The organism is Providencia sp. PROV200, assembly GCF_049901995.1.
Taxonomy (GTDB): domain Bacteria; phylum Pseudomonadota; class Gammaproteobacteria; order Enterobacterales; family Enterobacteriaceae; genus Providencia; species Providencia rettgeri_E.
The window spans coordinates 1,970,958-1,997,437 of the sequence record NZ_CP096307.1; the positions used below are offsets into that span (position 1 = coordinate 1,970,958).

Here is a 26,480-nt window from a genome sequence, read left to right on the forward strand (position 1 = left end):
TTTTTACGAAAGCTGTCTCCATTCAGTTAAATCGCATCTTTTTAATACACTAAAAATTATTCAGTGTGTAACATAAGATTAAATAGTCAGTGTGTTGTTTTTTTCATCATAAAAACTGTGATCAGTATCATGAACATTTACTGGGCACTAGCAACAGGGTACATTAGCGGAATTAGGGCTAATTTTAACAAAATTACAATAAGGCCTATCCTAGTTAGGTCTTACATTCCGCAAATTGAGGAGAACCAATATGGCGGTACATAATGCTGCTCAAGCTTGTGACTTAATTATTTTTGGCACCAAGGGAGACCTCGCTCGTCGTAAGCTGCTGCCATCGCTTTATCAATTAGAGAAAGCAGGTTACATTCACCCTGATACGCGTATTATTGGCGTTGGCCGTGCTGAATGGAGTCAAGATGATTATGTCCACTTTGTCAAAGAAGCGTTAGAGAAGTTCTTAAAAGAAGATCTCGATTCAGCCTTATGGGAAAAACTGAGCGCGCGCTTGGATTTTTGTAACTTAGACGTTAACGAGACTGAAAGTTTTGTGCGTTTAGCTGAAATGTTAAAACAAGATGCACAACCTGCCATCCATTACTTTGCAATGCCACCGAGTACTTTTGGTGCTATGTGTCAGGGCTTAGGCCATGCTAAATTAAATAAAAAGCCAAATCGTGTTGTCATGGAAAAACCATTGGGAACGGATTTAGCATCGTCACAAGAAATAAATAATGAAGTGGCCAAGTATTTTGATGAAAGCCAAGTCTATCGCATTGACCACTATCTGGGTAAAGAAACCGTTTTAAACTTACTCGCATTACGTTTTGCAAACTCGTTATTTATCAATAACTGGGATAACCGTACTATCGATCATGTCCAAATCACGGTTGCAGAAGAAGTGGGAATCGAAGGTCGTTGGGGGTATTTCGACCAAGCTGGCCAAATGCGTGATATGGTACAAAATCACTTGTTGCAGATCTTAACGATGATTGCCATGTCGCCACCGGCAGACTTAACCACTGACCGTATTCGTGATGAAAAAGTGAAAGTCTTGCGTTCTTTACGTCGTATTGATCATACCAATGTGCGTGAAAAAGCTGTGCGTGGGCAATATACCTCTGGTTTTGTTCAAGGCAAAAAAGTGCCTGGATATTTAGAAGAAGAGGGTGCAAATAAGCAAAGTATGACCGAGTCATTCGTTGCTTTGCGTGTTGATATTGATGATTGGCGTTGGGCCGGTGTACCTTTCTATTTGCGTACGGGGAAACGCCTACCTGCTAAATGTTCAGAAGTTGTGGTTTATTTTAAAAAACCTGCGCTGAATATTTTCTCTGAAAGTTATAAAGACCTGCCTCAGAATAAATTAACTATTCGTTTGCAGCCTGATGAAGGGATTGATATTGAAATTATGAATAAGGCACCAGGCCTTGATCATAAACACCGTTTACAAACTACTAAACTGGATTTAAGTTTCTCTGAAACTTTCAATCAAACTCACCTTGCTGATGCTTATGAGCGTTTATTACTTGAAGCCATGCGTGGCATTCAAGCATTGTTTGTTCGCCGTGATGAAGTAGAAGAAGCATGGAAATTTGTTGATTCTATTATCGATGCATGGGCAATGGACAATGAAGCGCCTAAGCCATATCAAGCAGGAACTTGGGGGCCGATTGCATCTGTCGCGATGATTGCACGTGATGGCCGCTCATGGAATGAGTTTGAATAATATTATCAATACATAAAATATTATTTAGCGTATCGATTTAAATGGCGGGATGACCCGCCATTTTTCTATGTTTACGATATTTTTATCTTTATTACATAGTGAACTAAAGGATCAGTTCACTACGTCCTGTCGCTGCCATATGAATAATTGCTTGTTCGATGCGTAAACATGCCATTTTAGCGGCATCAGGAACGGATAGCCCCGCTAATAACTGGGCGGTGAGTTCTGCACCAAATAAATCCCCCGTTCCTTTGGGAGTGACAGGGTAACGTTTATGGCGGATCACGGCCACGTTATCTTTGGTAACACAAACCACTTCAATATTATCGTCATCAGGCTGGAAAGCGCTCGTGATGATTACCCACTGTGTATTTCCCTGCAATAAGCTACGAGCTGCGGCGGTGGCATCATCCAAGTTGTTGACTTGTTTACCACTTAAAGTCATGAGTTCGAACTTGTTTGGAATAATCCCTGTGGCTAAAGGAATAACTTTATCACGGTAAACTTCGGCAATTTCGGGTGGAATATAAAAACCACTATCTTCATCACCCATGACAGGGTCAACAATAACCGGTAGTGCTGTTCGTTCTTTACGGACTAGAGTTAACCAGTTAGCTAAGTCCTGGGCTTTCTCTGGGGAGCCTAGATAGCCAGTCAAAATAGCTCTCACTGAATCTAAGCTACCACGTTCAACAAAGCCGTTTAAATAACCACGAAACCATTCTCCAGGTAACTCACCGCCATAGCAAGTTGCATAATGAGGCGTATTGCTAAGTACGACAGTCGGTACTGCAGCAACACGTAAACCTTGTTTTGTTAGCGCGGGGACGGCAATGCTATTTCCAACACTGCCATAAATAACTTGTGACTGAATGGATACAACATCATAAGGCAGTGGCGTGGCATCTGCGGCATTTTGGAAACTATTGGAGGTAAGGCTAAAGGTGTTCATGGCTCTCTCTTCGGCATGTTGCAATCATATAGCTACTATAAGAAGCTTGTTCAATCAGGTTGTCAATGTTAAAAATCGAATAGAATATCTAAGGCGTGATGAGAGTATAAAAAGTGGTAAAAAGCGTTTTTTTTATGAAATAATTCCACTGAAAAATTTATTATTGACGCTTGCTTATTCGTGTAATAGCAGATAAACCAAGGGTTAATTAGCATATTGATGAATAATTATGCATATTTCTATTCAATATAAAAAATGTTTATATTCATTGACTTAATAAAAATGGCATGCTAAAAATAAGCTGAAATTAACTATCTACATGAGGGTTCGGAGTAAATTGGGTAGATGTCTACCTGATGAAAAGAATAAGATATCATGCTTAGCTCAACTAGCGGCAAGATCAGCAAGTCCCAAAAAAGAACAACACACAGGCTTTTCCTTTCAGCTATCCTTTCCAGTGAACACTACTGGTGTGGTGCATTATAGCGTCTCTCTCGATTATTCATTTCGCTGAATAAACTCAGCAACACATTGTTATTTATTTGAATTTTTAACAACCGCTCGATAGTAATCTGTATTTGCTGTTTGTACAAAAAATAGGCTATTACGCGGCTGTACATAGAGAGATATTATAATGATTTACTGGATATTTTTAGTATTAGCTATCATAACCGAAGTTATCGGCACCCTATCAATGAAACATGCGAGTGTAAGTGGTGATTTCACTGGTATGGTGGTGATGTATGTCATGATAGCAACATCGTATATTTTACTTGCTATTGCAGTTAAAAAAGTGGCACTGGGTGTCGCCTATGCACTATGGGAAGGTATCGGTATCCTTTTTATCACGACATTTAGTGTCATGTGGTTTGGTGAAACGCTGTCGCCAATGAAAATCGGTGGATTAGTATTACTGATCACCGGTATTGGACTGATTAAATCAGGCACCAAAAAGGTCACTGTTCGTCAATCTGCACAGAAAGTAAAACAAGTTACACAAAACGCGGTCAATGCTGCCAAAACAAATGCTTTAGTTGGACGCGAAGCTAAGTCGGAGGCGTAATATGGCCAGTCATTTTGAATGGTGGCATGCTGCGTTTTTGATCCTAGCAGTCATATTAGAAATCGCCGCTAACATTTTGTTAAAAATGTCTAATGGGTTTAAACGATATTGGATTGGTATTCTTTCACTAGTTGCGGTACTCGGCGCCTTCAGTGCTCTAGCGCAAGCAGTAAAAGGGATCGAACTTTCAATTGCTTATGCATTATGGGGAGCATTCGGGATTATCGCGACAGTAGCAGCAGGTTGGATACTTTTTAATCAACGGTTAAATTATAAAGGTTGGGGGGGAATTGTGTTATTGCTACTAGGCATGGTTCTCATCAAGATGTCGTAATGCTCGTCATATTTTGCACTGTCGCGTTGTTGGCTGCATTCGTTAACCCTAGTCACATACTTATGTATGCTCCAAGGGATTAACTCACTTGCCGCCTAGCGACATTGCAAACTATTTAGAGCATGAATGGGAAACCTATTTTGCACTGTCGCGTTGTTGGCTGCATTTGTTAACCTTAGTCACATACTAGTGTATGCTCCAAGGGATTAACTCACTTGCCGCCTAGCGACATTGCAAACTATTTAGAGCATGAATGGGAAACCTATTTTGCACTGTCGCGTTGTTGGCTGCATTCGTTAACCCTAGTCACATACTTATGTATGCTCCAAGGGATTAACTCACTTGCCGCCTAGCGACATTGCAAACTATTTAGAGCATGAATGGGAAACCTATTTTGCACTGTCGCGTTGTTGGCTGCATTTGTTAACCCTAGTCAAATACTAGTGTAATTGGCTATATTCTCAAATTATAGCTATTCAAAATAAAATGGGCGCTCATAATTGGCGCCCATTTTCATTAAGTTAAAATGTGCCTAGTCAATCAATTGCAGCAACAACCTTAATTTCAACTTTATATTCAGGTTTCATCAGTAATGCTTGGACAGTACAACGGACAGGCGCACTTCCAGCAACAACCCATGCATCCCATGCTTGGTTCATACCTGCAAAATCGGCTTTATCAGCGAGAAAAATAGTCGCATCAAGGATTTTACTTTTGTCTGAGCCAACACGCTCAAGCATGACATCAATCGCTGCAAGCGTGTTTGCTGTTTGGGCAACAATGTCAGCATCAAGGTTTTCAGGAACACTGGTGTAGTAAATTACATTATTGTGAATAACAGCTTCAGACCAACGATTATCTGGGTCAATGCGTTTGATAGTCATAATTATTCCTTATTATACATGTAGCTCAAGAATAACAGCTTGTAGGCGGGATGAAAATCAGTTGTTCAACGAAACAATAATTACCTCAGCAGGGTTAATAAACTCATGGTAAAGTGTGTGCCCTCATTATCACTCACAAATAGGTCTTGTAGTGCACGACGATTTTTCTGCAGATGGCTTTTTAGCTAGAACAATTCCCGGTTTCCAGCCTCGAGAAGCACAAGTTACTATGTCAAACGCAGTAACTGAGTCGATTGAGCAGCAGCATGTGCTGGTGGCGGAAGCCGGTACTGGAACAGGAAAAACTTATGCATATTTAGTTCCTGCATTACGCAGTGGAAAAAAAGTTATTGTTTCAACGGGCTCAAAGGCCTTACAAGATCAGCTGTATCACCGGGACTTACCAACAATTATTGAGGCCATGAATTACACTGGGCGGGCAGCCTTGTTAAAGGGGCGCTCAAATTATTTATGTCTAGAGCGATTAGACCAACAATCCCTCGGTGGTGGTAGTCTTGAGCCGGAAATATTGTCTGCTGTTGTGAGGCTACGCAGTTGGTCCATTGAATCTGAGCTAGGTGATACAAGTACTTGCCATGATATCGCTGAAGATAGCCCGGTTTGGCCGTTGGTAACCAGCACGAATGATAATTGTCTTGGCAGTGATTGTCCGCGTTATCAAGATTGTTTTGTTTTAAAAGCACGACGCAAAGCATTAGAAGCGGATATTGTTGTTGTGAATCATCACTTATTTATGGCTGATCGAGTGGTAAAAGACACGGGGTTTGGCGAGTTAATCCCCCAAGCAGAAGTCATGATTTTTGATGAAGCGCACCAAATCCCGGATATAGCCAGCCAATATTTTGGCCAGCAACTGAGTAGTCGCCAATTGCTGGATCTAGCGCGCGATATGATTATGGCCTATCGAACAGAGCTAAAAGACCAAGTTCAGTTGCAAAAAAGTGCCGATAGACTCACGCAAAGCACGTTAGACTTTCGGCTCAATTTGGGTGAAAACAGTTTTCGTGGCAATCTACGTGACTTACTGAAACGTCCTGAAGTACAAAGGGCGTTGACGCTACTTGATGATTCCCTTGAACTTTGTTACGAAGTGATCAAAACCACGTTAGGTCGCTCACAGAGCTTAGACTCTATTTTTGAGCGCGTCACAATATACCGAAATCGTTTAAACCGTTTAAAAGATGTGACAATTGCGGGTTACAGCTATTGGTTTGAAAGTTATGGTCGCCATTTTTTATTGGCACTAACCCCCTTAACGGTTGCAGATAAATTCAGTGAAATGATTGCAAGTACGCCGGCCAGTTGGGTATTTACATCAGCGACGTTGTCAGTAAATGAGAAACTAAGCCATTTCACTGACCGTTTAGGTTTAGTTACTGCAAAAACGTTATTATTAGCCAGTCCATTTGATTATCAAAGCCAAACTTTATTATGCGTTCCCCGTTTTTTACCCGAACCCAATCAACGAGGTTTAGCACAAAAATTGGCAACAATGCTACGACCTATGATTGAAAAAAATCAGGGGCGCTGCTTCTTTTTATGTACCTCACATCTGATGATGCGCGAATTGGCGGAAGAATTTAAATCTTCATTGACATTGCCGGTCTTAATGCAGGGGGAAAGTAGTAAAAATAAACTATTGTCTCAGTTTATTTCAGCGGGGAATGCCGTGTTAGTCGCGACGAGTAGTTTCTGGGAAGGGGTTGATGTGCGAGGGGATGAACTCACTTGTGTCATTATCGATAAACTCCCATTTACGGCCCCAGATGACCCATTATTAAGAGCCCGCATCGAAGATTGTGAATTACGAGGTGGAGATCCTTTCTCTGATGTCCAATTACCCGATGCCGTTATTACTTTAAAGCAAGGTGTGGGGCGGTTAATTCGTGATACCAGTGACTATGGTGTCATCGTTATCTGTGATAACCGTTTAGTCACTCGTCCTTATGGTGAAGTTTTTTTACGTAGTCTTCCGCCATCACCGCGGACAAGAAGTATACAAAAAGCAATTGCATTCCTTGAAGAAAAAAGGAAGGAAGCCGATAAAGCAAGCTAAATCCCATCTTGTTTTTCTGCTATTCCTACAGTCGTTTGTGCTAATATAAACGGCATCTTTTAATCAAAAACTATTAATTTGCCGGAGTTTAGGCATGTCGAGTCGTATTCTTGCTGTTGATACAGCAACAGAAGCCTGTTCAGTCGCACTTTGGTGTGATGGTGATATTATTTCGCGTTTTGCTATTTCTCCTCGGGAGCACACACAAAAAGTTTTACCAATGGTTGAGGACGTTCTTGCAGAGGCAGGAATGGGGTTGAGCCAGTTAGATGCATTGGCTTTCGGGCGTGGTCCTGGCAGTTTCACGGGTGTTCGTATTGGTGTTGGGATCGCACAAGGGCTAGCATTAGGGGCTAATTTGCCCATGATTGGCGTCTCCTCTTTGATGACACTTGCTGAGGGCGCTTTTCGTATTGCGGGGCATAAACAGGTGTTAGTGGCTATTGATGCACGTATGTCAGAAATTTATTGTGCTCAATATCAGCGAACAGCTGAAGGTCAATGGTTAGGTGAAGACAGTGAGGCGGTTCTACTTCCCGATGATTTTACAAGTAAATTTACTAAACTTTCAGGGCTGTGGGGTTATGCAGGCACCGGATGGGAAGCTTATCCTTCATTGCTGGATAAAGCGCCAGTTACATTAACTAATAGTCATATTACGCTGCCGGATGCACAAGATATGTTACCTATTGCTGCCCAATTGTGGAAGCTGGGAAAAGTGGTTGCTGTTGAAAATGTCGAACCGACTTATTTACGTAATGAGGTGACATGGAAAAAATTGCCTGGCCGTGAATAAAACACAGAAAGTGAAGTTGAATTGGTTATATCACGCGATATAACCAATAATTCATATTAAACTCATCAAATATTGATTAATAAAAATACAAATCGAATCATTTAATAATTTCAGGTATTATTAGGTAGTAATAGAACTATTATGGCGATTTTTAACATATCGTGTTTTTGTTTGCTAAATGTTATTTAAATCTGTATTACCTGAATTTATAATATAGCTAATCGGAGGTGGTCTATGAATATTGAATTAAACTGCCGTAATGCACTTAAAGGCCTTTTTGTTGCAAGCGTATTAGCACTAACAGGGTGTGTTTCTATACCAGCTTCAATTCAAGGTTCGGTTCCAAACCCAACAGACAACTTAGCATCTGTACAAAATGCACCTGAAATGTATATAGGTCAGGAAGCGCGTTTTGGTGGGAAAGTCCTTGCCGTTGAAAATGAAACTACAAGAACACGTTTAGAAATTGCGGTGATGGCATTAAATAAATATGATGCAGCACCAGAACTTAATGCACCGTCTATTGGGCGCATTTACGCTTACCTAAATGGTTTCCGTGAACCAAGTGATTTTACTAACCGTTATATCACTGTCGTGGGGAAAATCACTGGAGAACAGCAAGGGAAAGTAGGGCAAGTTCCTTATAAATATGTCACGTTAGATGTCACTGGTTTCCAACGCTGGAATGTCGCACAAAGCGTCATGCTCCCTCCGTCTGGCCCTTGGGGTTATGGCTATTACGGTGACCCGTACTTTTATCATCACCCATGGGGTTATGGATATGGTTACCCTGGAGGGCCAGTCCCCGTACAAACTTATTTAACGGAATAACGCTTACCATATTTTCTCTAAAGGCCCTGCTTATAACAGGGTCTTTTTATTAGCACAAAAAGAATATCCAAATAAGCGTTAATAGATAAAAGTATGCAATAAAAACATTAAGTAAAATTTAATTCCAATAAAAGTGACTTCGGTTAACGTAATAGGCTAAATCCCTTCTTAAGTGGCTAGATAATCACTCCTAAAATCACGTAACATCATGTATAATTGCGCTATCTTGTACAGATTTACATCTGTTTAACTAATTTAAGACAAACTAGGCGGCTTAGTCCGCCTAGTTTTTTCTTGAAGGAACAAAATTTATTTAGTGATAGACCTCTCAACCTTGACATTGTCTGTTTTTCAAACTGGTACGCTGAGTTAATAATTTGTTAAAAGAGATGTTGAGTATAATAACTTCACTAAATTCAGGAGTAACATTTTGGAAAAAATCTGGCTAAAAAATTACCCTGCGGATGTGCCGGAAGAAATCAATCCTGATAGCTTCGCTTCTCTAGCAGAGTTACTTGAAAATGCGGTCTCTCAATTTGCCGATCAACCTGCATTCATTAACATGGGCGCGGTGATGACTTATCGGAAACTTGAAGAGAGAAGCCGTGCTTTTGCTGCCTACTTACAAAATGGACTTGGCCTTAAAAAAGGGGACCGTGTCGCGTTAATGATGCCAAACCTATTACAATATCCGATAGCCTTGTTTGGGATATTACGAGCAGGTATGGTTGTCGTAAACGTTAACCCACTCTATACCCCGAGAGAATTAGAGCATCAATTAAATGATAGCGGTGCAACCGCGATTGTGATTGTGTCGAATTTTGCGCATACACTGGAAAAAATTGTTTTCAATACCAAAGTGAAACACGTCATTTTAACTCGGATGGGTGACCAGCTTTCAAGGCCTAAAGCAACAATTGTTGATTTTGTTGTCAAATATGTAAAACGCTTAGTCCCTAAATATAACTTACCAGACGCCATCTCCTTTCGCCGTGCGATGCATTATGGCTATCGTATGCAATATATTAAACCGAATATCACTGGCGATGACTTGGCCTTTTTGCAATATACGGGTGGAACGACGGGTGTTGCTAAAGGGGCGATGTTAACTCATCGCAACATGTTAGCAAATATAGAGCAGGCAAGAGCCGCTTACGGGCCTGTATTGAAATTTGGCGCCGAATTTGTTGTCACGGCGTTACCGCTGTATCACGTTTTTGCATTGACAGTAAACTGCTTACTGTTTATCACGGTAGGGGGCGTCAATTTATTGATTACCAACCCTAGAGACGTCCCCGATACTGTAAAACAATTAGGACGTTATCCCGTTACTTCAATTACGGGGGTTAACACCTTATTTAATGCATGGCTACATAATGAAGAGTTCAAAAAATTGGATTTTTCACGTTTACGCCTTTCCGTTGGCGGCGGTATGCCTGTGCAAAAAGCCGTTGCAGAAAAATGGCAGAAGCTGACAGGGAAACATTTGCTCGAAGGGTATGGGCTAACAGAATGTGCACCACTAGTAACAGGTAATCCTTATACTTTAACCAGTTATAGTGGAAGCATTGGTTTACCTGTTCCGTCTACAGATGTTAAATTTCTTGATGATGAAGGCAATGAAGTTGCTAATGGTGAGCCCGGTGAAATGTGGGTCAAGGGCCCTCAAGTCATGAAAGGCTATTGGAACCGGCCTGACTCCACCGCTGATACGATAGTGGATGGCTGGTTAGCAACGGGGGATATCGCTGAAATAGATAGCGAAGGGTATATCCGCATTGTTGATCGTAAAAAAGATATGATTATCGTTTCGGGCTTTAACGTCTATCCCAATGAAATCGAAGATGTTATTTCTGCACATCCTGATGTTATAGAGTGTGCTGCAATTGGCGTACCAAGTGAAAGTACCGGCGAAGCTGTTAAAGTCTTTGTTGTAACGAAAAATGCGAATTTAACCGGTGATGAGTTAAAAACCTTTTGCCGTCGTTCATTAACCGCGTATAAAGTCCCTAAGATATTTGAATTCCGTGATGAATTACCGAAATCTAATGTGGGTAAAATTCTGCGTAAAGACCTACGTGATGAAGAAAAATTGCAAAGAGAAAAATCACAAGTATGATTGTGGTTTAGTTTTAAACTATGAATAGATGACGCCGGTTTTAGCCGGCGTCATTGTGATGAAAATAAAAAAAGAGAAACTTGTTTTGAATTATCGTTTAGTAACTACAGATAGCGAATTAGCCCAAGTATGCCAAGAGGCGAGTAATGCACCATGGCTCGCTTTGGATACCGAGTTTGTTCGTACCCGAACATATTACCCACAACTAGGGTTGCTACAGCTATATGATGGAAAGCAAGTTTCGTTAATTGACCCATTATTAATGACGGATTTTAGCCCGTTCAAAGCACTTCTAACTAATCCTGAGCAACTTAAATTTTTACATGCGGGGAGTGAAGACCTTGAAGTGTTCATGCATGATTTTGATTGTGTTCCTGAGCCGATGATCGACACGCAAGTTGTGGCGGCATTTTTGGGTTACCCCATTTCTTGTGGCTTTGCGTCATTGGTTGCTGAGCATTTAGGCATTGAACTAGATAAAAGTGAATCACGGACAGACTGGCTCGCGCGTCCACTGAGTGAAAAACAATGTGATTATGCCGCTGCTGATGTGCTGTATTTACTACCATTAGCTGAAGTTTTGATGGAAAAAGTGACTGAAGCGGGCTATTTGGAAGATGCTAAAGATGAGTGTCAACGTGTTGTGGCCCGTCGGCAAAAAGCGTTAAAGCCAGAAAAAGCGTACATGAATATTCATAATGCATGGCAGCTACGTGATGAACAGCTCGCTTGTTTGCAATTATTAGCCCAATGGCGTTTGAATCAAGCAAAAGCCCGCGATATGGCGGTTAATTTTGTGGTAAAAGAAGAGCACCTGTGGAAGGTGGCTCGTTATCTACCGAGCTCTCTCGGTGAACTCGATGCGCTTGGTTTAACGGGGCAAGAAATTCGTTGTCATGGTAAGCGCTTATTATCAATTGTTGAGCAAGCTAAACAATTGGATGAGAGCGAATACCCGGCTCCTGTAGCGAATATTACTGAACAGAGCCAATACAAAAGTGTATTTAAAGAAATTAAAGCGGTGGTCAAGGATATTGCTGAAAATGAAAAGTTTAATGCAGAACTATTGGCTTCTAGGCGGCAAATCAACCAGTTATTGTCTATTCATTGGGGGCTAAAATCGTCTACAACGCCACCTGAGCTATTGGCGGGCTGGAGAGGGCGGTTACTTGCAGAGCCCATCACAAAGTTATTAGCGAACATATAATGTATTCAGGTACAAGAAGAGTGCTTCTTGTACCTAATTTAAATACCTGAGTCTATTTTATTTATCTTTATCTCCATTATTCATTCAATAAGCTTATAAAAACATATATCTTATTTGTTTTTAAATATGTTTATTTGTTTTTAATTAAAAGCTGTAGTTAGTCTTAAAAATTAAACTAATTCTTAATATAAAAAGTAATAAATAAAATCACTTATTACAGGGTTTTTAATTAACCAATTAAAAAATAAAAGGTTATTTTATTTTTATGGTCTAATAATAAAAAATTGAATTATATTTCTCTCATTTGTAAATAAAAATCATTTGCATATACTCAATATCGAACATTAAAGGAAAGAATAATCTTTTATTTAATGTGTTTCTTTAATAAACCAACCTAATTCAAACTTCTATTTAAGAGGATGAATAAATGAAAAAATTATCACTAATTACAGTCGCGGTATCTTTGTCTATATTTTCTGTTGGTGTTATGGCAGAAACGGAATCAGCGCAAAGCTTAAGTTACGTAGATAATGAAACAAATATTATTGTTGATAAAACCCAATCAACCATGGGGCCACACGGTGGTAGTATTGGCGCACCGGGTATCGGTTCTCGCTTTATGAGAAATGGAAAGACAATTTCGTTCTCTGGTTTAAAAAACTTAGTCACGCAAAAACCTGACAACGTGTATGTTTTGGAAAGTGGTGGTAGCCCGCATGGTGGAATGGGTAAGTTCCAATTTAGCCAGGTTGCAGATGCCGAGGTATATTTCGGTGATTGGTCACAAACTGGGGAAGCCGATGACGCAATGCACACGGTTTATTTCTCCGGTGAGAATGCAACGACAGAAGTGCCAACCAGTGGCCAAGCGACTTATACTATAGCGGGTATTAACCAATTTGCAGGTGAAGCAAAACAGACGGGTTGGTTTAATGCTGATTTTACAGATAAATCATATACAGGTTCATTAGAAGGAACGAATAGCCACTCCATGGCGGGTGATATTAAAGAAGACGGTAAATTTAGCGGTACTGCCATTGCCAATGGAACACACCATGGTGACAGTATGGGGCAACTCTTTGGTGATAATGCTGAACACGTGGCGGGTATTCTCTCTTATGAGAATAACCGTGAGTTAGACACGGCATTTGGTGGCCAGAAAGACGAATAATTACTGAACATATAATTAGCTAAAAAAAGTAGGCAAAAGTGATTTTGTCTACTTTTTTATTTTTGTCATTAAAATGGTAGCCTAATCATGTTATTTTTTAATAAAAAAACACATTTAATATATTTGAGTTTATTATTAATTTTTCCTCTCCCTTCGGTATTGTCAGCTCAAGAGTTAAAAAGAGAGGTTATCGGTGATTTAAAGGATTTTAGTAACAAAAAATATCAATTGGGAATAAATAATGTTAAATATAGTGAAAAAAATATCGACGAACTTGGTTTTATTCTTTATGATCTCATTCAGAAGAAAGATTTCGATGAAATAAATGGAATTATTGATAATTACGTTAACCACAAAGACCACGATAAAGGATTGGTTAAATACATTCATTCTGAGAAGGCAATGTTAAATAAACAGTATGATTTAGCAATTAGCCTATATAATGAAATTTTGATTCACAAGCCTAATATGTTGTTGGTTGAGTTAAAACTTGCACAAGCACTGATTTATGTTAAGCATTATGAATCAGCATTGTCAATATATCAAAGTATAAAAACAAGATATAAAGGAAGAATATCAATTCGATTAACTGAATTTATTAAAAGTAAAATAATAGATTTAGAAAATAAAAATCGTTGGCAAGGTACGATTAAGTTAGGCTCAAGTTATGATTTTAATTTAAATGAAGCATCAAATAACCGTGAGATGTACTGTTTTCGAAGTAAATGTATGAATAGTAGTAACCAGTCTATCGCTGGTGGAAAGTGGCATTATTATACTAGCTTATCAAAGCGTTTTCCTCTAGTAGGAAACCACTCAGCAGTACTGTCGTTAGGTATGGTTGGGGTGGAGCCAATGAAAACAGTCACGGTCAGAAAAACAAATATATATGTTACTGGGGGGTATCAATTCGATAATGCGAATACAACGTTCCATATACAGCCCACCCTTGAGGCTAAATGGCACGATAACCAATACTATAATTTAAGCCTAGGAGGAAAAATAGCGACAGAATACACGTTAAATCATCGGGTAACCTTGTTAGGTAATATTGAATATAAAAATAAAACTTACCCTTATAAGTATAGTTTTAATAACGGCGATAAATGGGTTTATTCAGTTACTGGTACCTATTTAATAAACCCTCGATTAATGGTTTTTGGCAGTTTTTATGGAGCCAACAGGAAAAAACAATACGATAGTGATAGCTATGCACAGTATGGGGTTAGAGCTGGTTTTTTAAAAGTAACCGAACTGTGTGACCTACTTATTGCAATAGGTTATAAGCAAACAAACTTTAAACGGTTTGATGCATTTTTGAATGTAAAAAGAAAAGATCATAATGGGTATTTAAATAGCCAATTAACGTTTGATAAAAATAAAATATTAACTTTTACACCTTCTATTTATTTTAATAGCCAAGTGAATAAGAGTACGGCAGATATTATTTATTCTTTTAAGCAAAGTGAAGTCGGTGTCAATTTCACCAAGAAATTTTAATTTTCACCGGAACAGATAATGAAAATCAAAACAGTGATAGCCATTAATATCGCGACAGGGTTATCTATTGGTAGTATTGCAAATTTAGTCTATGGACAACAAAGTGCAAATATTGGCTCTATTGTAGTTAATGATAAAGCAACAACTATCAAAGAGCGTGATAGAAAAGGGGCGGATGACCAATATGATAAAGACGAATCAAATATTTATATTAGTAAAGAAGAAATTGATCGTTATAAAGGCACTAACCCCGCAGACACCATTAACCATGCAGTAGGGGTATATAGTGGTGACGCCCGTAATAGCGGGGCAATAGACCCCAATGTACGAGGGATTCAGGGGCAAGGGCGTGTCCCGGTGACTGTAGATGGTACAGAGCAAGCTATCACTGTTTGGCGTGGTTATAATGGCGCGAATAATCGTAACTATATCGACCCGAATATGATTAGTAGCATTAAGGTAATGAAAAGTGCAACACTAGACCGCAATGTGCGTACATCGACGGGGGGAGGAGTTGCTATAACAACGCTAGGCATTGATGACGTTGTGGATAAATATGAAAAATTTGGTTTTGATATTAAATTAGAAACATCGAGTAACTCGACAAAACCGAGGGTTAATCAATTAAGCCACGGTATAGATTACCGTGATGATAAGCGGCTATTGAATACGTTAGACATGCAGAAGTTTCGTGGGATTTATTTTAAAGATCACGAAATGCTTGTTGATCCTCGTAGTAAAGGTAATGCTAATTTTTTTAATCTGCAAGATAACGCAGCGCGTATTGCCGTTGGGACACGGCAAGAAAAGTTTGATTTGATGCTAGCATACAGCTATCGCAACCAAGGTAATTATTTTGCTGGGCGCCGAGGGGCGGGTAAATTTTATGACGACATCATTACTTATGACCCTAATAACCCAAATAAAGCGATAGACCCATATATGCCTTTCGTAGCTAGGATTTATGGGCCAAATAAAGAGGTGGCGAATACATCAAATGAAATGTCGACATGGTTAGCTAAATTAAATTTAATGCTACCTAATTCACAGGACTTATCCCTTGGTTATATGCATACATCAAGTCATTATGGCGAAATCATGCCATCGCAAATTCGTTATCATGATTTAGAGGGAAAAATTCCACAATGGCCTTTAGCTAACTTGGCGTTAAATACTTTTTACGCCAATTATTCGTTCAAACCTGAGTCCATTGGTTGGATTGACTTTCGATTAGGCTATTGGTTGACAAAAACTAATTTAAACTCAAATACCGCAGGTGGCCAACCTAGGGAACCAGTGGAAAGGGATTGGAATTATGAATTTGGTCGAGATAAAAATGTAGCTAAAAATCCTACTATCAATGGCACCTTAGTTGATGGGATTAAATTAAACCAACTAAACGATCGCTATGGTGTTTCATTATCCAATAAATTTCAAATTACACCTGAATTTAAAGTAACGTTAATGGGGAGCTTAATTGATGAAACTATTGGTAGCCGTGAAGATATCTTTAATTCGGATTCTAGCCCAAAGGGTAACATGTTCCGAGCTATCCCAAGGGAAGGTAAGCGTCGAGAATATAATGGGACTATTCGCTTTGATTGGCAGCCTACTGATTGGTTAAGTCTGAATGCGGGGGCTCAATATATTAGCTACTGGTCAAGGGATTTATTAAAAGAGAGACGCATTGCGGCTAAAGATATAAATTATGCACCATATAGCCATATAATAGCTAAAAAATATAGCTTGTCTCGTATATTAACTTCAGAAGAGTATCAATTAGTACAAAAATATGTGGATGATAAAGGGCGAACGTTTAATGATTTAAAAAATAATTTATATGCTCGGACTCGGTTAGTTGAAAAAGCACTGTCAATGCCTTCTTCTACTATAAGAATGGGGAAAATAGTAACTCCAGGAGGAAAAAAACGAGAGTATAGAATTTTTGAGCAGAACCACACAACAGAATGGAAAGTTGATGAAAATAATAGGTTTATACGTAAAAATAATCCATTCTATAATGGCGAAATTGACTTAAATGAAGAGGCTATAGACCCCGTAACAGGATTAATAGCAAAAAAAATAAGGGTAACAAATAGCACAAATGATGAATTGATGTTCACAAACGACCAAAAATTTAAAGCGCCAAAAAGAAATGAAGAATCAGCTTGGGCTCCGGCATTAGGGGCAACAATTTACTTAACAGAGAACGATCGAATATTTGGGCGTTATTTAGAAACCGTTAGGATGCCAAGTATCTTTGAAGACACTATTGGTTTTTCGGGGGGAAGAGAGCCGAATTACACACCACCGGTTTATTTGCCAGAACGCAGCCACACGATAGAACTGGGATATGTGCGTAATTTCCAAGATCTCGTTGCGGCAGAAAATCATGCTGACTTACGCATAAATTACTACAACACAGTAGTCACAAATGCCTTTGATAGGAACGATAGGTTAGTCTTTACGCAGGTTGATAAACATAACACGGCCGGTTTGGAACTATTGGCACGTTATGATAATGGCTGGGTATTTGGTGACTTAGGGGTAGATTACCGCTTAAAAAATGAAGTTTGTGATGAAGTGTCATTGATGGTAATGGATCCCTATAACAAATTTGGTGGCTCAGAGTGTACAACAGCAGGCTTCCCTGGCGGCTATTTGCGGACTCAATTGCAACCTAAGTACAGCATCCATGCCAACCTAGGTTTGCGCTTCTTAGATGAACGTTTAGAAGTGGGGAGTCGTTTGCGTTATCACAGCAAGGCAAAAAATGAAGATGAGGCGGAAATGATGGACAAATACCCGTACCAGTATGCACCATTAAACAATGACCCGATGAGTTGGAATGCCGTGTTTACCGGTGATGCTTATGTTAATTATCAGTTTAATAAAGACCTATCATTTGAATTATTAGCCACCAATTTATTTGATGAATATTATATAGACCCATTAACCCGCAGTATGATGCCTGCACCGGGTAGGACTATACGTTTCAATGTAACAAGTCGCTTCTAAAAGGGATCCCCTTCGCTGATGCCGCTGTATTTTGGTATTGGCGAAGGGTTGTTAGGGATATTAAAATGATTACTCTACGTTTTAATCTTGCTGTGATGGTTTCTTTATTATTTCATTTCGGCATCGTTTTTTATTGTTTAAATATAGAGAAAACACGTTCTGCACAAATTTACACACCAATATATGCGGATATCGTCTCTGTTGCATTGACACAAAATGTAATTGAAAAACAAACAAATGACGTCACATTAGATAATAAGCTAGCGGGAGGCTTACTTGCAGAGTCACAACAAAATGAAAATGCTGTAATTAAAGTTGCTAATAAAAAAAATACGCATAGTGATGAAAATAAAGTGTCAGAAAAACAAAAAAAAATTATCGAGAAAAAAGAACAAAAACAACCAAATAAAAAAGTGATTAAGCAGAAAGAACAGGAACAAAAAAGTGATGATGTAAAACAAGAACAGCGTGTAGGTAAAAACGATAGCCAATCTTATGCAGCAGGCCAAGCGGGAGCACAAAGAACGGCCTCGGTAGGAAACGCAACAGATTCAAACTACCAAAGTTATATTGACAAATTACGTAGTGAAATTGAACGACATAAACGTTACCCAAGAAAAGCGAGAAATACCAATGTTCAAGGAACGGTTCTGGTGAATTTTACGCTTACGCCATTGGGGGAGATCACAAAGGTGAGTATTGCAAAGTCTTCTATGCATGTTCAACTGGACGAAGCCGCGTTAGCTGCAACACTAAAGAGCCGCTCTGTGGGAGTGCCACCGGAAGGTCTAAGAAAACAGCACACGTTGGAAATTAAATTTGAGCTATAAAGAGATTAAAAACATAACTCTGATTAATCAGGGTAAATTACGTAGTAAAAAGCAAGCCGCCATAATGTATAGCGGCTTCTTTGCGAATTATTTTTCTGCTGTCGTGGTTTTAATTTCATCACCTTCAGGAAGTGTGACATTTAATTCCAAAACAGAAATATCATCGTCTTTTTGTTCAAATTGCAATGACAACATTTCAGGGTCAATTTGCACATATTTACAGATAACTTGCAAAATATCGCGTTTCATATCAGCAAGATATGGGGGCTCACTATCACCACGGCGACGTTCAGCGACGATGATTTGTAATCGCTCTTTTGCGATATTCGCTGTCGTTTTTTTTCTCGACAGAAAGAAATCCAATAAAGCCATTATTTACCCCCCAAATAGGCGTTTTAAGAAACCTTTTTTCTCTTCTTCAATGAAACGGATAGGGCGATCTTCACCTAAAATACGCGCAACACAATCATCATAGGCTTGGCCTGCATCAGATTCTGTATCCAAAATGACCGGCTCACCTTGGTTAGAGGAGCGCAGTACAGATTGGTCTTCAGGAATTACACCAATCAAAGGAATACATAGAATTTCCAGAACATCTTCCATGCTTAGCATATCGCCGCGCGTTACACGACCGGGGTTATAGCGTGTTAATAATAAGTGTTCTTTAATTGGCGTATCGCCTTTTTCTGCACGACGTGATTTTGACGCTAAAATACCTAAAATACGGTCAGAGTCACGAACGGAAGAAACTTCTGGATTGGTTGTAATAATGGCTTCATCAGCAAAATAGAGTGCCATTAAGGCACCACTTTCAATGCCGGCAGGGGAATCACAAACAATAAAATCAAAACCAAGGTCGTCACTCAATTCATCAAGAATTTTGCCAACGCCTTCACGCGTTAATGCGTCTTTATCGCGCGTTTGTGAAGCGGGTAAAATAAATAAATTCTCGGTGCGCTTATCTTTAATTAAAGCCTGATTAAGGGTTGCATCACCTTGAATAACGTTTACGAAGTCATAGACTACTCGACGTTCACACCCCATGATAAGGTCAAGGTTACGTAGGCCGATATCAAAATCGATCACTACCGTTTTGTTCCCTTTTTGTGCCAGGCCAGTAGCTATGGCCGCGCTTGAAGTGGTTTTACCAACGCCACCTTTACCTGAAGTCACTACAATTATGCGTGCCATGAATAATTCCTTGTAAATAAGGTCTAATTTAAATATTCGATGTTAAGTTTATTATCAACTAAACAAAGTTTAGCTGCTTTGGCGAGAAATTCAGCAGGGATTTGATCGCTCAGCCAATATTCACCTGCAATTGAGACCAGTTCAGCTTGCAAATGAGTACAATAAATCTGACTTTCAATATCACCAGAGGCTCCAGCTAATGCACGGCCTCGCATCACGCCATAAATATGAATATTACCATCTGCTAATAGTTCTGCACCTGCACTAACATTGCTTGTGACGATCAGATCACTATTTGGTGCATAAATACGTTGCCCAGAACGAACAGGGGTATTGATAATACGAGTTTTACGATATAAAGGTTCAGCCTGAACTGTCGCAGTCTGAGGTTCAGGCTGAATTTCAACAGGCTTTTGACTTTTACCTTCATTTAAAATCGGTAAACCCGCATCGTTTACTTTTTTCCGTATCTGTGGGTCAGTACATCCACTGACCCCAACAATACGCAATCCCGCAGAAATAACAGATTTATGAATACTCTGTAAATCGGCATTTGGGGATAATTCAGCAATGTTAATCACGACAGGGGCATTCTTAAAGAAATCAGGAGCCTGATTTACTTTATCTTGCAGCGCTTTTTTGATGAGTTTAGGCTCTTCACTGTATAAGTGAATTACTGAAAGAGTAAAACTGCTGCCTTTAAGTTCTATTGGCGATTGTGGCATCTATCCAGACTCAGCAAATTAAAATTTCCGAAACAATCCTCGGGTGAAGATATTCTGTAAAACAATAGCATGTTATAGTTACTATATACTTCAAGCAAGCTAATGAACTAAGAAAAAGAGTTAAATATAATGATTTGTGCAATTTATAGAAGCCCTAAGCGTGACCAAACTTATCTTTATATTGAGAAGAAAGATGATTTTTCACGTGTTCCTGATGAATTATTAGCTCAATTTGGAACACCTCAATTTGCCATGCTTATCTCATTAGATAAACGTGAAAGGCTCGCCAATGCTGACTTGGCAAAGGTTAAATTAGACCTCTTAGAAGTTGGTTATTACTTACAGTTCCCACCTCCGGTGGAGGATTTGCTTTCAGAACATAAAGAACTGAATAACTAGAGCAAATTAAGAAAATCCTGAAAAGCAAAGATAGTCTGGAGGAGACGAATGAAACCAACGTTATTATATACATTAGTCGCTGGCTTATTTTTAACAAGTTGTTCTGCAACACAGAATGAATCAGTTGTTACTTACCCGATTACCGCAGAACAAAATGCGGCTATAGCCCAAGAAGTCTCTGCTTTAGATAAAGCATTCCCTATTGAACAACGTGAACCATCACAATTTCCTGCTTATGTGGAATTATTGAAAGAACATGCTATTGCTCAGGGGATTAAACCTGCCACCATTGAGCGCGCTTTTGCTAATATTCATTTTATTGAGCGTGTTGTGAAAGCAGATAAAGGCCAACCAGAGAAAAGGGCGACGGTTACGTTAGCAAGCTATCTAAAAAATGTACTCCCACAATCGCGTATCAATGCTGGCTATAACAAATATTTAGAAAATAAACCCACTCTAGATGCTATCAGTGATAAATATGGCGTCCCACCTCAGTTTATAGTTTCGTTATGGGGATTAGAAAGTGGTTTTGGGCGCTCGCAAGGTAAAGAAGATGTTGTTTCAGCGCTTGCAACACTGTCATTTGAAGGCCGCAGAGAAGCGCTTTTTAGCAAGCAATTATTAGCTGCACTTGAGATAATGGACAAAGGTTATATTCCAGAAGATCAACAGCTCAAAGGTTCATGGGCTGGCGCCATGGGCCAAAGCCAATTTATGCCAACCTCTTATTTGTCCTACGCAGCAGATGGTGACGGTGATGGCAAAATGGATATTTGGAATAATAAATCTGATGTGTTTGCATCCATTGCTAATTATTTATCAACAGAAGGTTGGCAAGCTCAATTACCATGGGGTTACCAAGTTAATTTACCCATAGATTTTAATAAAACGTTGGAAGGCGTAAAAGCGGAACAAGGGAAATCTGTTCGTGAATGGCAAAAACTAGGCGTTACATTACCTGCATTTGCTCAATTATCTTCAGACGTAAAAACCTGGGTAGTTATCCCTGATGATCCTGAAGGCAGAGCATTTTTAGTGACTGAAAATTTCCGTACCATTATGCATTGGAACCGCTCATATTATTTTGCATTGAGTGTATGCATGATGGCAGATGGCATCGCTAATAAAATACAATAACGATAATAGGAGTACTATTATGTATCAACATCGTGACTGGCAAGGTGCGTTACTTGATTTCCCTGCAAATAAAGTTGTTTGTGTTGGTAGTAATTATGCAAAGCATATAAAAGAAATGGGATCTGCTACACCGGAAGAACCTGTTATTTTTATTAAGCCAGAAACTGCTTTGTGTGATATTACTCAATCCATTGTTATTCCAAAAGATTTTGGCGCTGTTCATCATGAAATTGAGATGGCAATTTTAATTGGTATGCCATTAAAAAATGCAGATGAAGACCGCGTATCACGTTCTATTGCAGGTTATGCGGTTGCATTAGATTTAACCTTACGTGACTTGCAAGCTAAGTTTAAAAAAGCAGGTCAGCCATGGGAAAAAAGCAAATCATTTGATGGTTCATGCCCAATTTCTGGTTTTATTCCTGTTAGTAGCCCGAATGACTTACAAAATATTCAGCTTTCACTGGAAATCAACGGTGAAGTTCGCCAAGAGGGTTCGACGCGTGATATGATCACACCAATTTTACCGCTGATTAGCTACATGTCCCGTTTTTTCACACTACGTGCAGGGGATGTCATCTTAACGGGAACACCTGAAGGTGTTGGCCCATTAGTTTCTGGTGATATGCTAAAATTATCAATTAATGATCACTCGCTGACTACTCGGGTTATTTAAATATAGGATTAATAAGTATTATGTCGCAGTTCTGGCAAGTTAAAACTTTAGATGAAATGACAGATGAAGAATGGGAATCTCTCTGTGATGGTTGCGGGCAATGCTGCTTGCACAAATTAATGGATGAAGATACCGATGAAATTTATTTTACTAATGTTGCCTGTAATCAGCTAAATTTAAAAACTTGCCAGTGTAAGCATTATGAAGACCGGTTCAGTTATGAAGCGGATTGTATAAAGCTTAATCGTTATAACTTAGAAACATTTGAATGGTTGCCAAGCACTTGTGCTTACCGGTTGTTATTAGAAGGAAAATCTCTTCCTGCTTGGCACCCATTAAAAACAGGCTCTAAAGCGGCAATGCATAATGAAGGTGTGTCTGTTCGCCATATTGCTGTCAGAGAAATTGATGTGGTGGATTGGGAGGAACACATAATGAATAGGCCCATGATAGGAAGAGGCTAGTAGTAATACCTCAAATATACAGTAAATCATTATGTAAATATCTTTGCCAGCAGTAGGCTTATTTGCCATTTTGAATATTGCCATTTTGCCTGCAATATTCTTTTTTTTTGAAAAATTTAGCCAAGCTACATTGATGATGGTCTATACATTTTAATCGCGGTATCATGCGGTTTTATATGAAAGAAAATAATAATCACATTCAGACTGGGTGTGATTATTTGCGTTATTAATAATAAGAATTATTTCTAATAAATACTCGATGTTAACCCTCTAATATTAAGTTTCCTGACTTAAAAGTTTGAGTATATGAAAATCCATCTTTAAAACTGTCTACCCACTAATTTTTACGCGTTGTAGGTTAAGCTGCAAAGTTTTCATTTAAGAAAATATTATATAATTTGTGACCTCTCATTTTGCTTTTCTCAAAATACTTGGCTAATCTATTTTGGTAAAAGCGACATAAGGGGATAGAAATGAAAACATTTGGGGTGGTGCTCACAATTATTGGTCTCGTTACTGCGATTATCTCTTACAATATGGATGTGAGCATTCCTATTGTATATGGGGAGAGTGTGAAAGATACAGGGCTGGCATTTGATAGACAGAATTATATCATTGGTAGCTTGCTGGTCGCATTTTTTGGCGTTTTAATTGTCCTATTTGACAATAAGCGACGCAAGTGAGTTTATTAATACAACCCAGATATTGATAGATATAAGCAGAGCATCAATAATTGCTTTTTTAGTGACCGTTACCGATACAATATTGAACACTTAATGCGATATTGTTTCATTTCTGAATGAAATTGAGTTTATATTGGTTTCGCTCAATTATTATAAATGATGTTTCAAATTAATCAGAAGAATATCTCTTATGAAGAAAATACTTGTGTTAGCTGGTTTGGTTGTTCTTTCTGGATGTGTTTCCAATAATACTGAAATGGAGCCAAAGAATGTAGGCATGGCAAATCCCGCATCAGTATATTGTAAGCAAATTGGGGGGGCACTAGAAATTTTGAATACAGAGGATGGGCAAGTAGGGTACTGTATTTTACCATCAGGCGAAAAAGTAGAGGAATGGTCTCTATACCGGCAGAACAAACACTAATCAATCTTTCACTTCTTAACAGCTATCAGCAGAAATATTTTGTGAGATTTTTGCTGTAGTTCCTCTCTAATAATTTTTCTATTCTATATTAATCAGTTCTTGAAATTAGCCGATATTACTATTTCCAGTATAACTTCTAGTGTTGGGTGTATTTTCATATGTTGATCAACAAGATAACGGTGTTAATGCACATGGAAAATACGCAATAAACACATTATAAGGGATCTTTACGACATTTTGATGGTTGCATATGGATTTAGTAAGGTGGTCAGGAGTTTTCTATGCCAAATTATTGATATAAAATATTTTTATCCACTAATGTCTCATAACCCGTAATTTGTTGTACTAAAATAGAAACAGCTACCTTATGTTATGTAATCGCCAGATAAACTGGGCTTATTAGAAGGATTGATTCACTAAAAAGACGCTAAACTATCCTGATAGTAGAAAATGGCAGAAGAGAAAAGCATCTTTTATCGATGACTTATTGTATTGGATCACACTTTAATGCACTAAAAGAGCTATTTAGGAATATTCTTAATGCCAAATTTTGTAATCCAGTTCGGTTTTTTACAAGATATCCGTTTTAACAAAATATGCATATTTTCATAAGGTTATAAAACAAGAAAATTGACATCTTGTAGATTATAGTTTGTACAGTTGATCCAGTTTTCTTATTCTATATCAAAAATAATGATAATTTTTTTTAACATGGGTATTGGCTAAATACTTTGATATTCCAATTTTTACGTCAACAGCATATTGAATGAATAAAGAATTATATTGCGATTTTATCACTATTCCTTCTATCTAATTTATTTCCCATATTCCATTTATTTTGAAATCTAGGTTAAAATAGATGTTTATATCGTAAGATATTTTTTTTTAAGTTTTAATTTTAACCAAAGTAGACTGTTAATATAAAAAAGTATATATACACTCATAATGTGTTAATTTGATATTCAAGCATAATAATGCGAAATTCAAGGTTTATCATTGTCAGATATGACATATATTCATAAGTCGCAAATCATTAATATAAATAATGTGTGATTCTTAAATGGACGATCAAGAAGTGATGTGTTTCGCGCTTACTTTGCAACAAAAAGTATCAATATATTAATGAAAATAGAAATCTAATCTAAATGTGGTGTTTTTTGCCGTTTTTAATAATCTAAATATTTATGATTTTTTGTTTTTTTTGTCGTGAATACGTATTTTGTTTGCGTTTAAATCTAAATGTTAATCCGTTTACGAGTAAATTAGTGAAAGCTAACTATCAGGTAATCCAATCAATAGATCATTTTTAATAGCCCTTGCCTATCAAAAAATAAATAAGTGATGAAAAAAACGATTTAATAAAACTTAAGTTATTATGTATCCTCTCATCGAAATCATATAGAGCATATGATTATAAATTCTAAATAGGACTAATTAAGAAATATATTTATTTGCATTAATACAAATGGTTCAAAGTGAAACGTAAACTGCAAATCATACTCTATGTATGAGCAGATTTTTATTTTTTACTTACCAATAACCAAAACTTAATCAGTTCTTTTTAATGTAAAAATAAATACCCTCATATTAGGAAATAAAAATGAAGAAAGTACTACTGACTGCGATTGCAACAACTATTATTGGTTTATCAACAGCTAACGCTGCAAGCACCAACGTTGGTGGCGGCCAAGTTAACTTTCACGGTAAAGTAACAGATGTTTCTTGTACTGTTTCTGTTGATGGTCAAGGCAGCGATGCCAGCGTTTACTTAGCACCTGTATCATTAGCAGAAGTACGTGATGGTGGTGCGGATACATTGTTAAAACCAAAGTCTTTTGTTATTGACGTAACGAACTGTGTTGCAGCAGATGTTAAAGATGTTACTAATGATTCCGCTATTGATAAAACATTATTAAATGTTAATTGGACTGGCGGTAACTTACTGCAGGGTGCATCAGGTAACTCAGAAGGTTATTTAGCAAATACTGAAACTACAGGTGCTAAAAATATTCAATTAGCACTTTCAACTGATGATAGTTCTGATTTATCGGGTAAAATCATTCCTGGTAACCCATCTCAGAAAAAAGTTAAAGGCGATTTGGATAAAGTTGAAAATGGAGCTCGCTTCCAATATTACGTTGGCTACGCAACTTCTACACCAAAAGATGTAACAACAGGTGAAGTTAAAAGTTATGCAACTTATGAAATTACTTATCAATAATAAACTAGTCAGTTAATTTCTTATTGGTTTTGGTTAAGTAGGTATTCTTTAG

24 protein-coding genes are annotated in these 26,480 nt (G+C 38.2%); 19 read left to right on the top strand and 5 right to left on the bottom strand.

Annotation, left to right across the window (positions count from 1 at the left end; translation table 11 throughout):
* The first annotated feature begins 250 nt into the window (after positions 1-250).
* On the top strand, positions 251-1,726 hold the full coding sequence (gene zwf, locus M1E86_RS09075; RefSeq protein ID WP_125894847.1) for a glucose-6-phosphate dehydrogenase: 1,476 nt from the start codon (positions 251-253) through the stop codon (positions 1,724-1,726).
* Between the two features lie 103 nt (positions 1,727-1,829).
* On the opposite strand, the gene pdxK is transcribed toward zwf, so the two are convergent.
* On the bottom strand, positions 1,830-2,678 hold the full coding sequence (gene pdxK / locus M1E86_RS09080; RefSeq protein WP_125894845.1) for a pyridoxine/pyridoxal/pyridoxamine kinase: 849 nt from the start codon (positions 2,676-2,678) through the stop codon (positions 1,830-1,832).
* A 634-nt stretch (positions 2,679-3,312) separates the two neighbouring features.
* Here pdxK and mdtJ point away from each other — a divergent pair.
* Together mdtJ and mdtI are read left to right on the top strand one after the other, a co-directional pair.
* Complete coding sequence (gene mdtJ / locus M1E86_RS09085) at positions 3,313-3,741, top strand: multidrug/spermidine efflux SMR transporter subunit MdtJ (RefSeq protein WP_125894843.1); 429 nt, start codon at positions 3,313-3,315, stop codon at positions 3,739-3,741.
* A gap of 1 nt (position 3,742) precedes the next feature.
* Positions 3,743-4,075, top strand: coding sequence for a multidrug/spermidine efflux SMR transporter subunit MdtI (gene mdtI, locus M1E86_RS09090; RefSeq protein WP_125894841.1), 333 nt, complete (start codon positions 3,743-3,745; stop codon positions 4,073-4,075).
* A gap of 536 nt (positions 4,076-4,611) precedes the next feature.
* On the opposite strand, the gene M1E86_RS09095 is transcribed toward mdtI, so the two are convergent.
* Positions 4,612-4,959 (bottom strand): RidA family protein, encoded by a 348-nt coding sequence (locus tag M1E86_RS09095; RefSeq protein WP_110591678.1) that lies wholly within the window; start codon positions 4,957-4,959, stop codon positions 4,612-4,614.
* A 151-nt stretch (positions 4,960-5,110) separates the two neighbouring features.
* On the opposite strand from M1E86_RS09095, the gene M1E86_RS09100 reads away from it, so the two are divergent.
* The 9 genes from M1E86_RS09100 to M1E86_RS09140 all read left to right on the top strand — a co-directional run bounded on the left by M1E86_RS09100 (position 5,111) and on the right by M1E86_RS09140 (position 18,508).
* Positions 5,111-7,036 (top strand): ATP-dependent DNA helicase, encoded by a 1,926-nt coding sequence (locus M1E86_RS09100; RefSeq protein WP_213912780.1) that lies wholly within the window; start codon positions 5,111-5,113, stop codon positions 7,034-7,036.
* Between the two features lie 94 nt (positions 7,037-7,130).
* A complete protein-coding gene (gene tsaB / locus M1E86_RS09105) occupies positions 7,131-7,832 on the top strand; it encodes a tRNA (adenosine(37)-N6)-threonylcarbamoyltransferase complex dimerization subunit type 1 TsaB (protein WP_213912779.1) in 702 nt (233 codons plus the stop codon).
* 234 nt (positions 7,833-8,066) lie between these two features.
* Positions 8,067-8,663, top strand: coding sequence for a Slp family lipoprotein (locus M1E86_RS09110; protein WP_426099349.1), 597 nt, complete (start codon positions 8,067-8,069; stop codon positions 8,661-8,663).
* 430 nt (positions 8,664-9,093) lie between these two features.
* Positions 9,094-10,782 (top strand): long-chain-fatty-acid--CoA ligase FadD, encoded by a 1,689-nt coding sequence (fadD, locus tag M1E86_RS09115; RefSeq protein ID WP_125894832.1) that lies wholly within the window; start codon positions 9,094-9,096, stop codon positions 10,780-10,782.
* An 85-nt stretch (positions 10,783-10,867) separates the two neighbouring features.
* A complete protein-coding gene (gene rnd, locus M1E86_RS09120) occupies positions 10,868-11,989 on the top strand; it encodes a ribonuclease D (RefSeq protein ID WP_213912846.1) in 1,122 nt (373 codons plus the stop codon).
* 427 nt (positions 11,990-12,416) lie between these two features.
* A complete protein-coding gene (locus tag M1E86_RS09125) occupies positions 12,417-13,160 on the top strand; it encodes a Slam-dependent surface lipoprotein (protein ID WP_213912778.1) in 744 nt (247 codons plus the stop codon).
* An 87-nt stretch (positions 13,161-13,247) separates the two neighbouring features.
* Positions 13,248-14,660, top strand: coding sequence for a surface lipoprotein assembly modifier (locus tag M1E86_RS09130; protein ID WP_213912777.1), 1,413 nt, complete (start codon positions 13,248-13,250; stop codon positions 14,658-14,660).
* A gap of 18 nt (positions 14,661-14,678) precedes the next feature.
* Positions 14,679-17,678 carry a TonB-dependent receptor domain-containing protein gene (locus M1E86_RS09135; protein ID WP_213912776.1) on the top strand — a complete coding sequence of 1,000 codons (3,000 nt, stop codon included), beginning with the start codon at positions 14,679-14,681 and terminating at the stop codon, positions 17,676-17,678.
* Positions 17,679-17,743: 65 nt separating this feature from the next.
* Positions 17,744-18,508, top strand: coding sequence for a TonB family protein (locus M1E86_RS09140; RefSeq protein ID WP_213912775.1), 765 nt, complete (start codon positions 17,744-17,746; stop codon positions 18,506-18,508).
* A gap of 87 nt (positions 18,509-18,595) precedes the next feature.
* Here the strand turns inward: M1E86_RS09140 and minE are convergent, their stop codons facing one another.
* From minE to minC, 3 genes are read right to left on the bottom strand one after another with little or no spacing between them, the layout of a single operon-like run.
* Positions 18,596-18,880 (bottom strand): cell division topological specificity factor MinE, encoded by a 285-nt coding sequence (gene minE / locus M1E86_RS09145; protein WP_125894820.1) that lies wholly within the window; start codon positions 18,878-18,880, stop codon positions 18,596-18,598.
* A 3-nt stretch (positions 18,881-18,883) separates the two neighbouring features.
* Positions 18,884-19,699: a septum site-determining protein MinD gene (minD, locus tag M1E86_RS09150; RefSeq protein ID WP_125894818.1), complete on the bottom strand. Its 816-nt coding sequence runs from the start codon at positions 19,697-19,699 to the stop codon at positions 18,884-18,886.
* Between the two features lie 23 nt (positions 19,700-19,722).
* Complete coding sequence (gene minC / locus M1E86_RS09155; RefSeq protein WP_125894816.1) at positions 19,723-20,424, bottom strand: septum site-determining protein MinC; 702 nt, start codon at positions 20,422-20,424, stop codon at positions 19,723-19,725.
* A gap of 129 nt (positions 20,425-20,553) precedes the next feature.
* On the opposite strand from minC, the gene M1E86_RS09160 reads away from it, so the two are divergent.
* The 7 genes from M1E86_RS09160 (at position 20,554) to M1E86_RS09190 (ending at position 26,428) form a co-directional block, all read left to right on the top strand.
* On the top strand, positions 20,554-20,823 hold the full coding sequence (locus M1E86_RS09160) for a YcgL domain-containing protein (RefSeq protein WP_102140656.1): 270 nt from the start codon (positions 20,554-20,556) through the stop codon (positions 20,821-20,823).
* A 48-nt stretch (positions 20,824-20,871) separates the two neighbouring features.
* Positions 20,872-21,960 (top strand): lytic murein transglycosylase, encoded by a 1,089-nt coding sequence (locus M1E86_RS09165; protein WP_248468382.1) that lies wholly within the window; start codon positions 20,872-20,874, stop codon positions 21,958-21,960.
* A 19-nt stretch (positions 21,961-21,979) separates the two neighbouring features.
* Complete coding sequence (locus M1E86_RS09170) at positions 21,980-22,636, top strand: fumarylacetoacetate hydrolase family protein (RefSeq protein ID WP_213912773.1); 657 nt, start codon at positions 21,980-21,982, stop codon at positions 22,634-22,636.
* 20 nt (positions 22,637-22,656) lie between these two features.
* A complete protein-coding gene (locus tag M1E86_RS09175) occupies positions 22,657-23,100 on the top strand; it encodes a YcgN family cysteine cluster protein (RefSeq protein WP_102140653.1) in 444 nt (147 codons plus the stop codon).
* Positions 23,101-23,573: 473 nt separating this feature from the next.
* Positions 23,574-23,783 (top strand): hypothetical protein, encoded by a 210-nt coding sequence (locus tag M1E86_RS09180; protein ID WP_102140652.1) that lies wholly within the window; start codon positions 23,574-23,576, stop codon positions 23,781-23,783.
* 190 nt (positions 23,784-23,973) lie between these two features.
* On the top strand, positions 23,974-24,207 hold the full coding sequence (locus tag M1E86_RS09185) for a putative hemolysin (protein ID WP_213912772.1): 234 nt from the start codon (positions 23,974-23,976) through the stop codon (positions 24,205-24,207).
* Positions 24,208-25,807: 1,600 nt separating this feature from the next.
* Complete coding sequence (locus tag M1E86_RS09190; RefSeq protein ID WP_213912771.1) at positions 25,808-26,428, top strand: fimbrial protein; 621 nt, start codon at positions 25,808-25,810, stop codon at positions 26,426-26,428.
* Positions 26,429-26,480 lie beyond the last annotated feature (52 nt).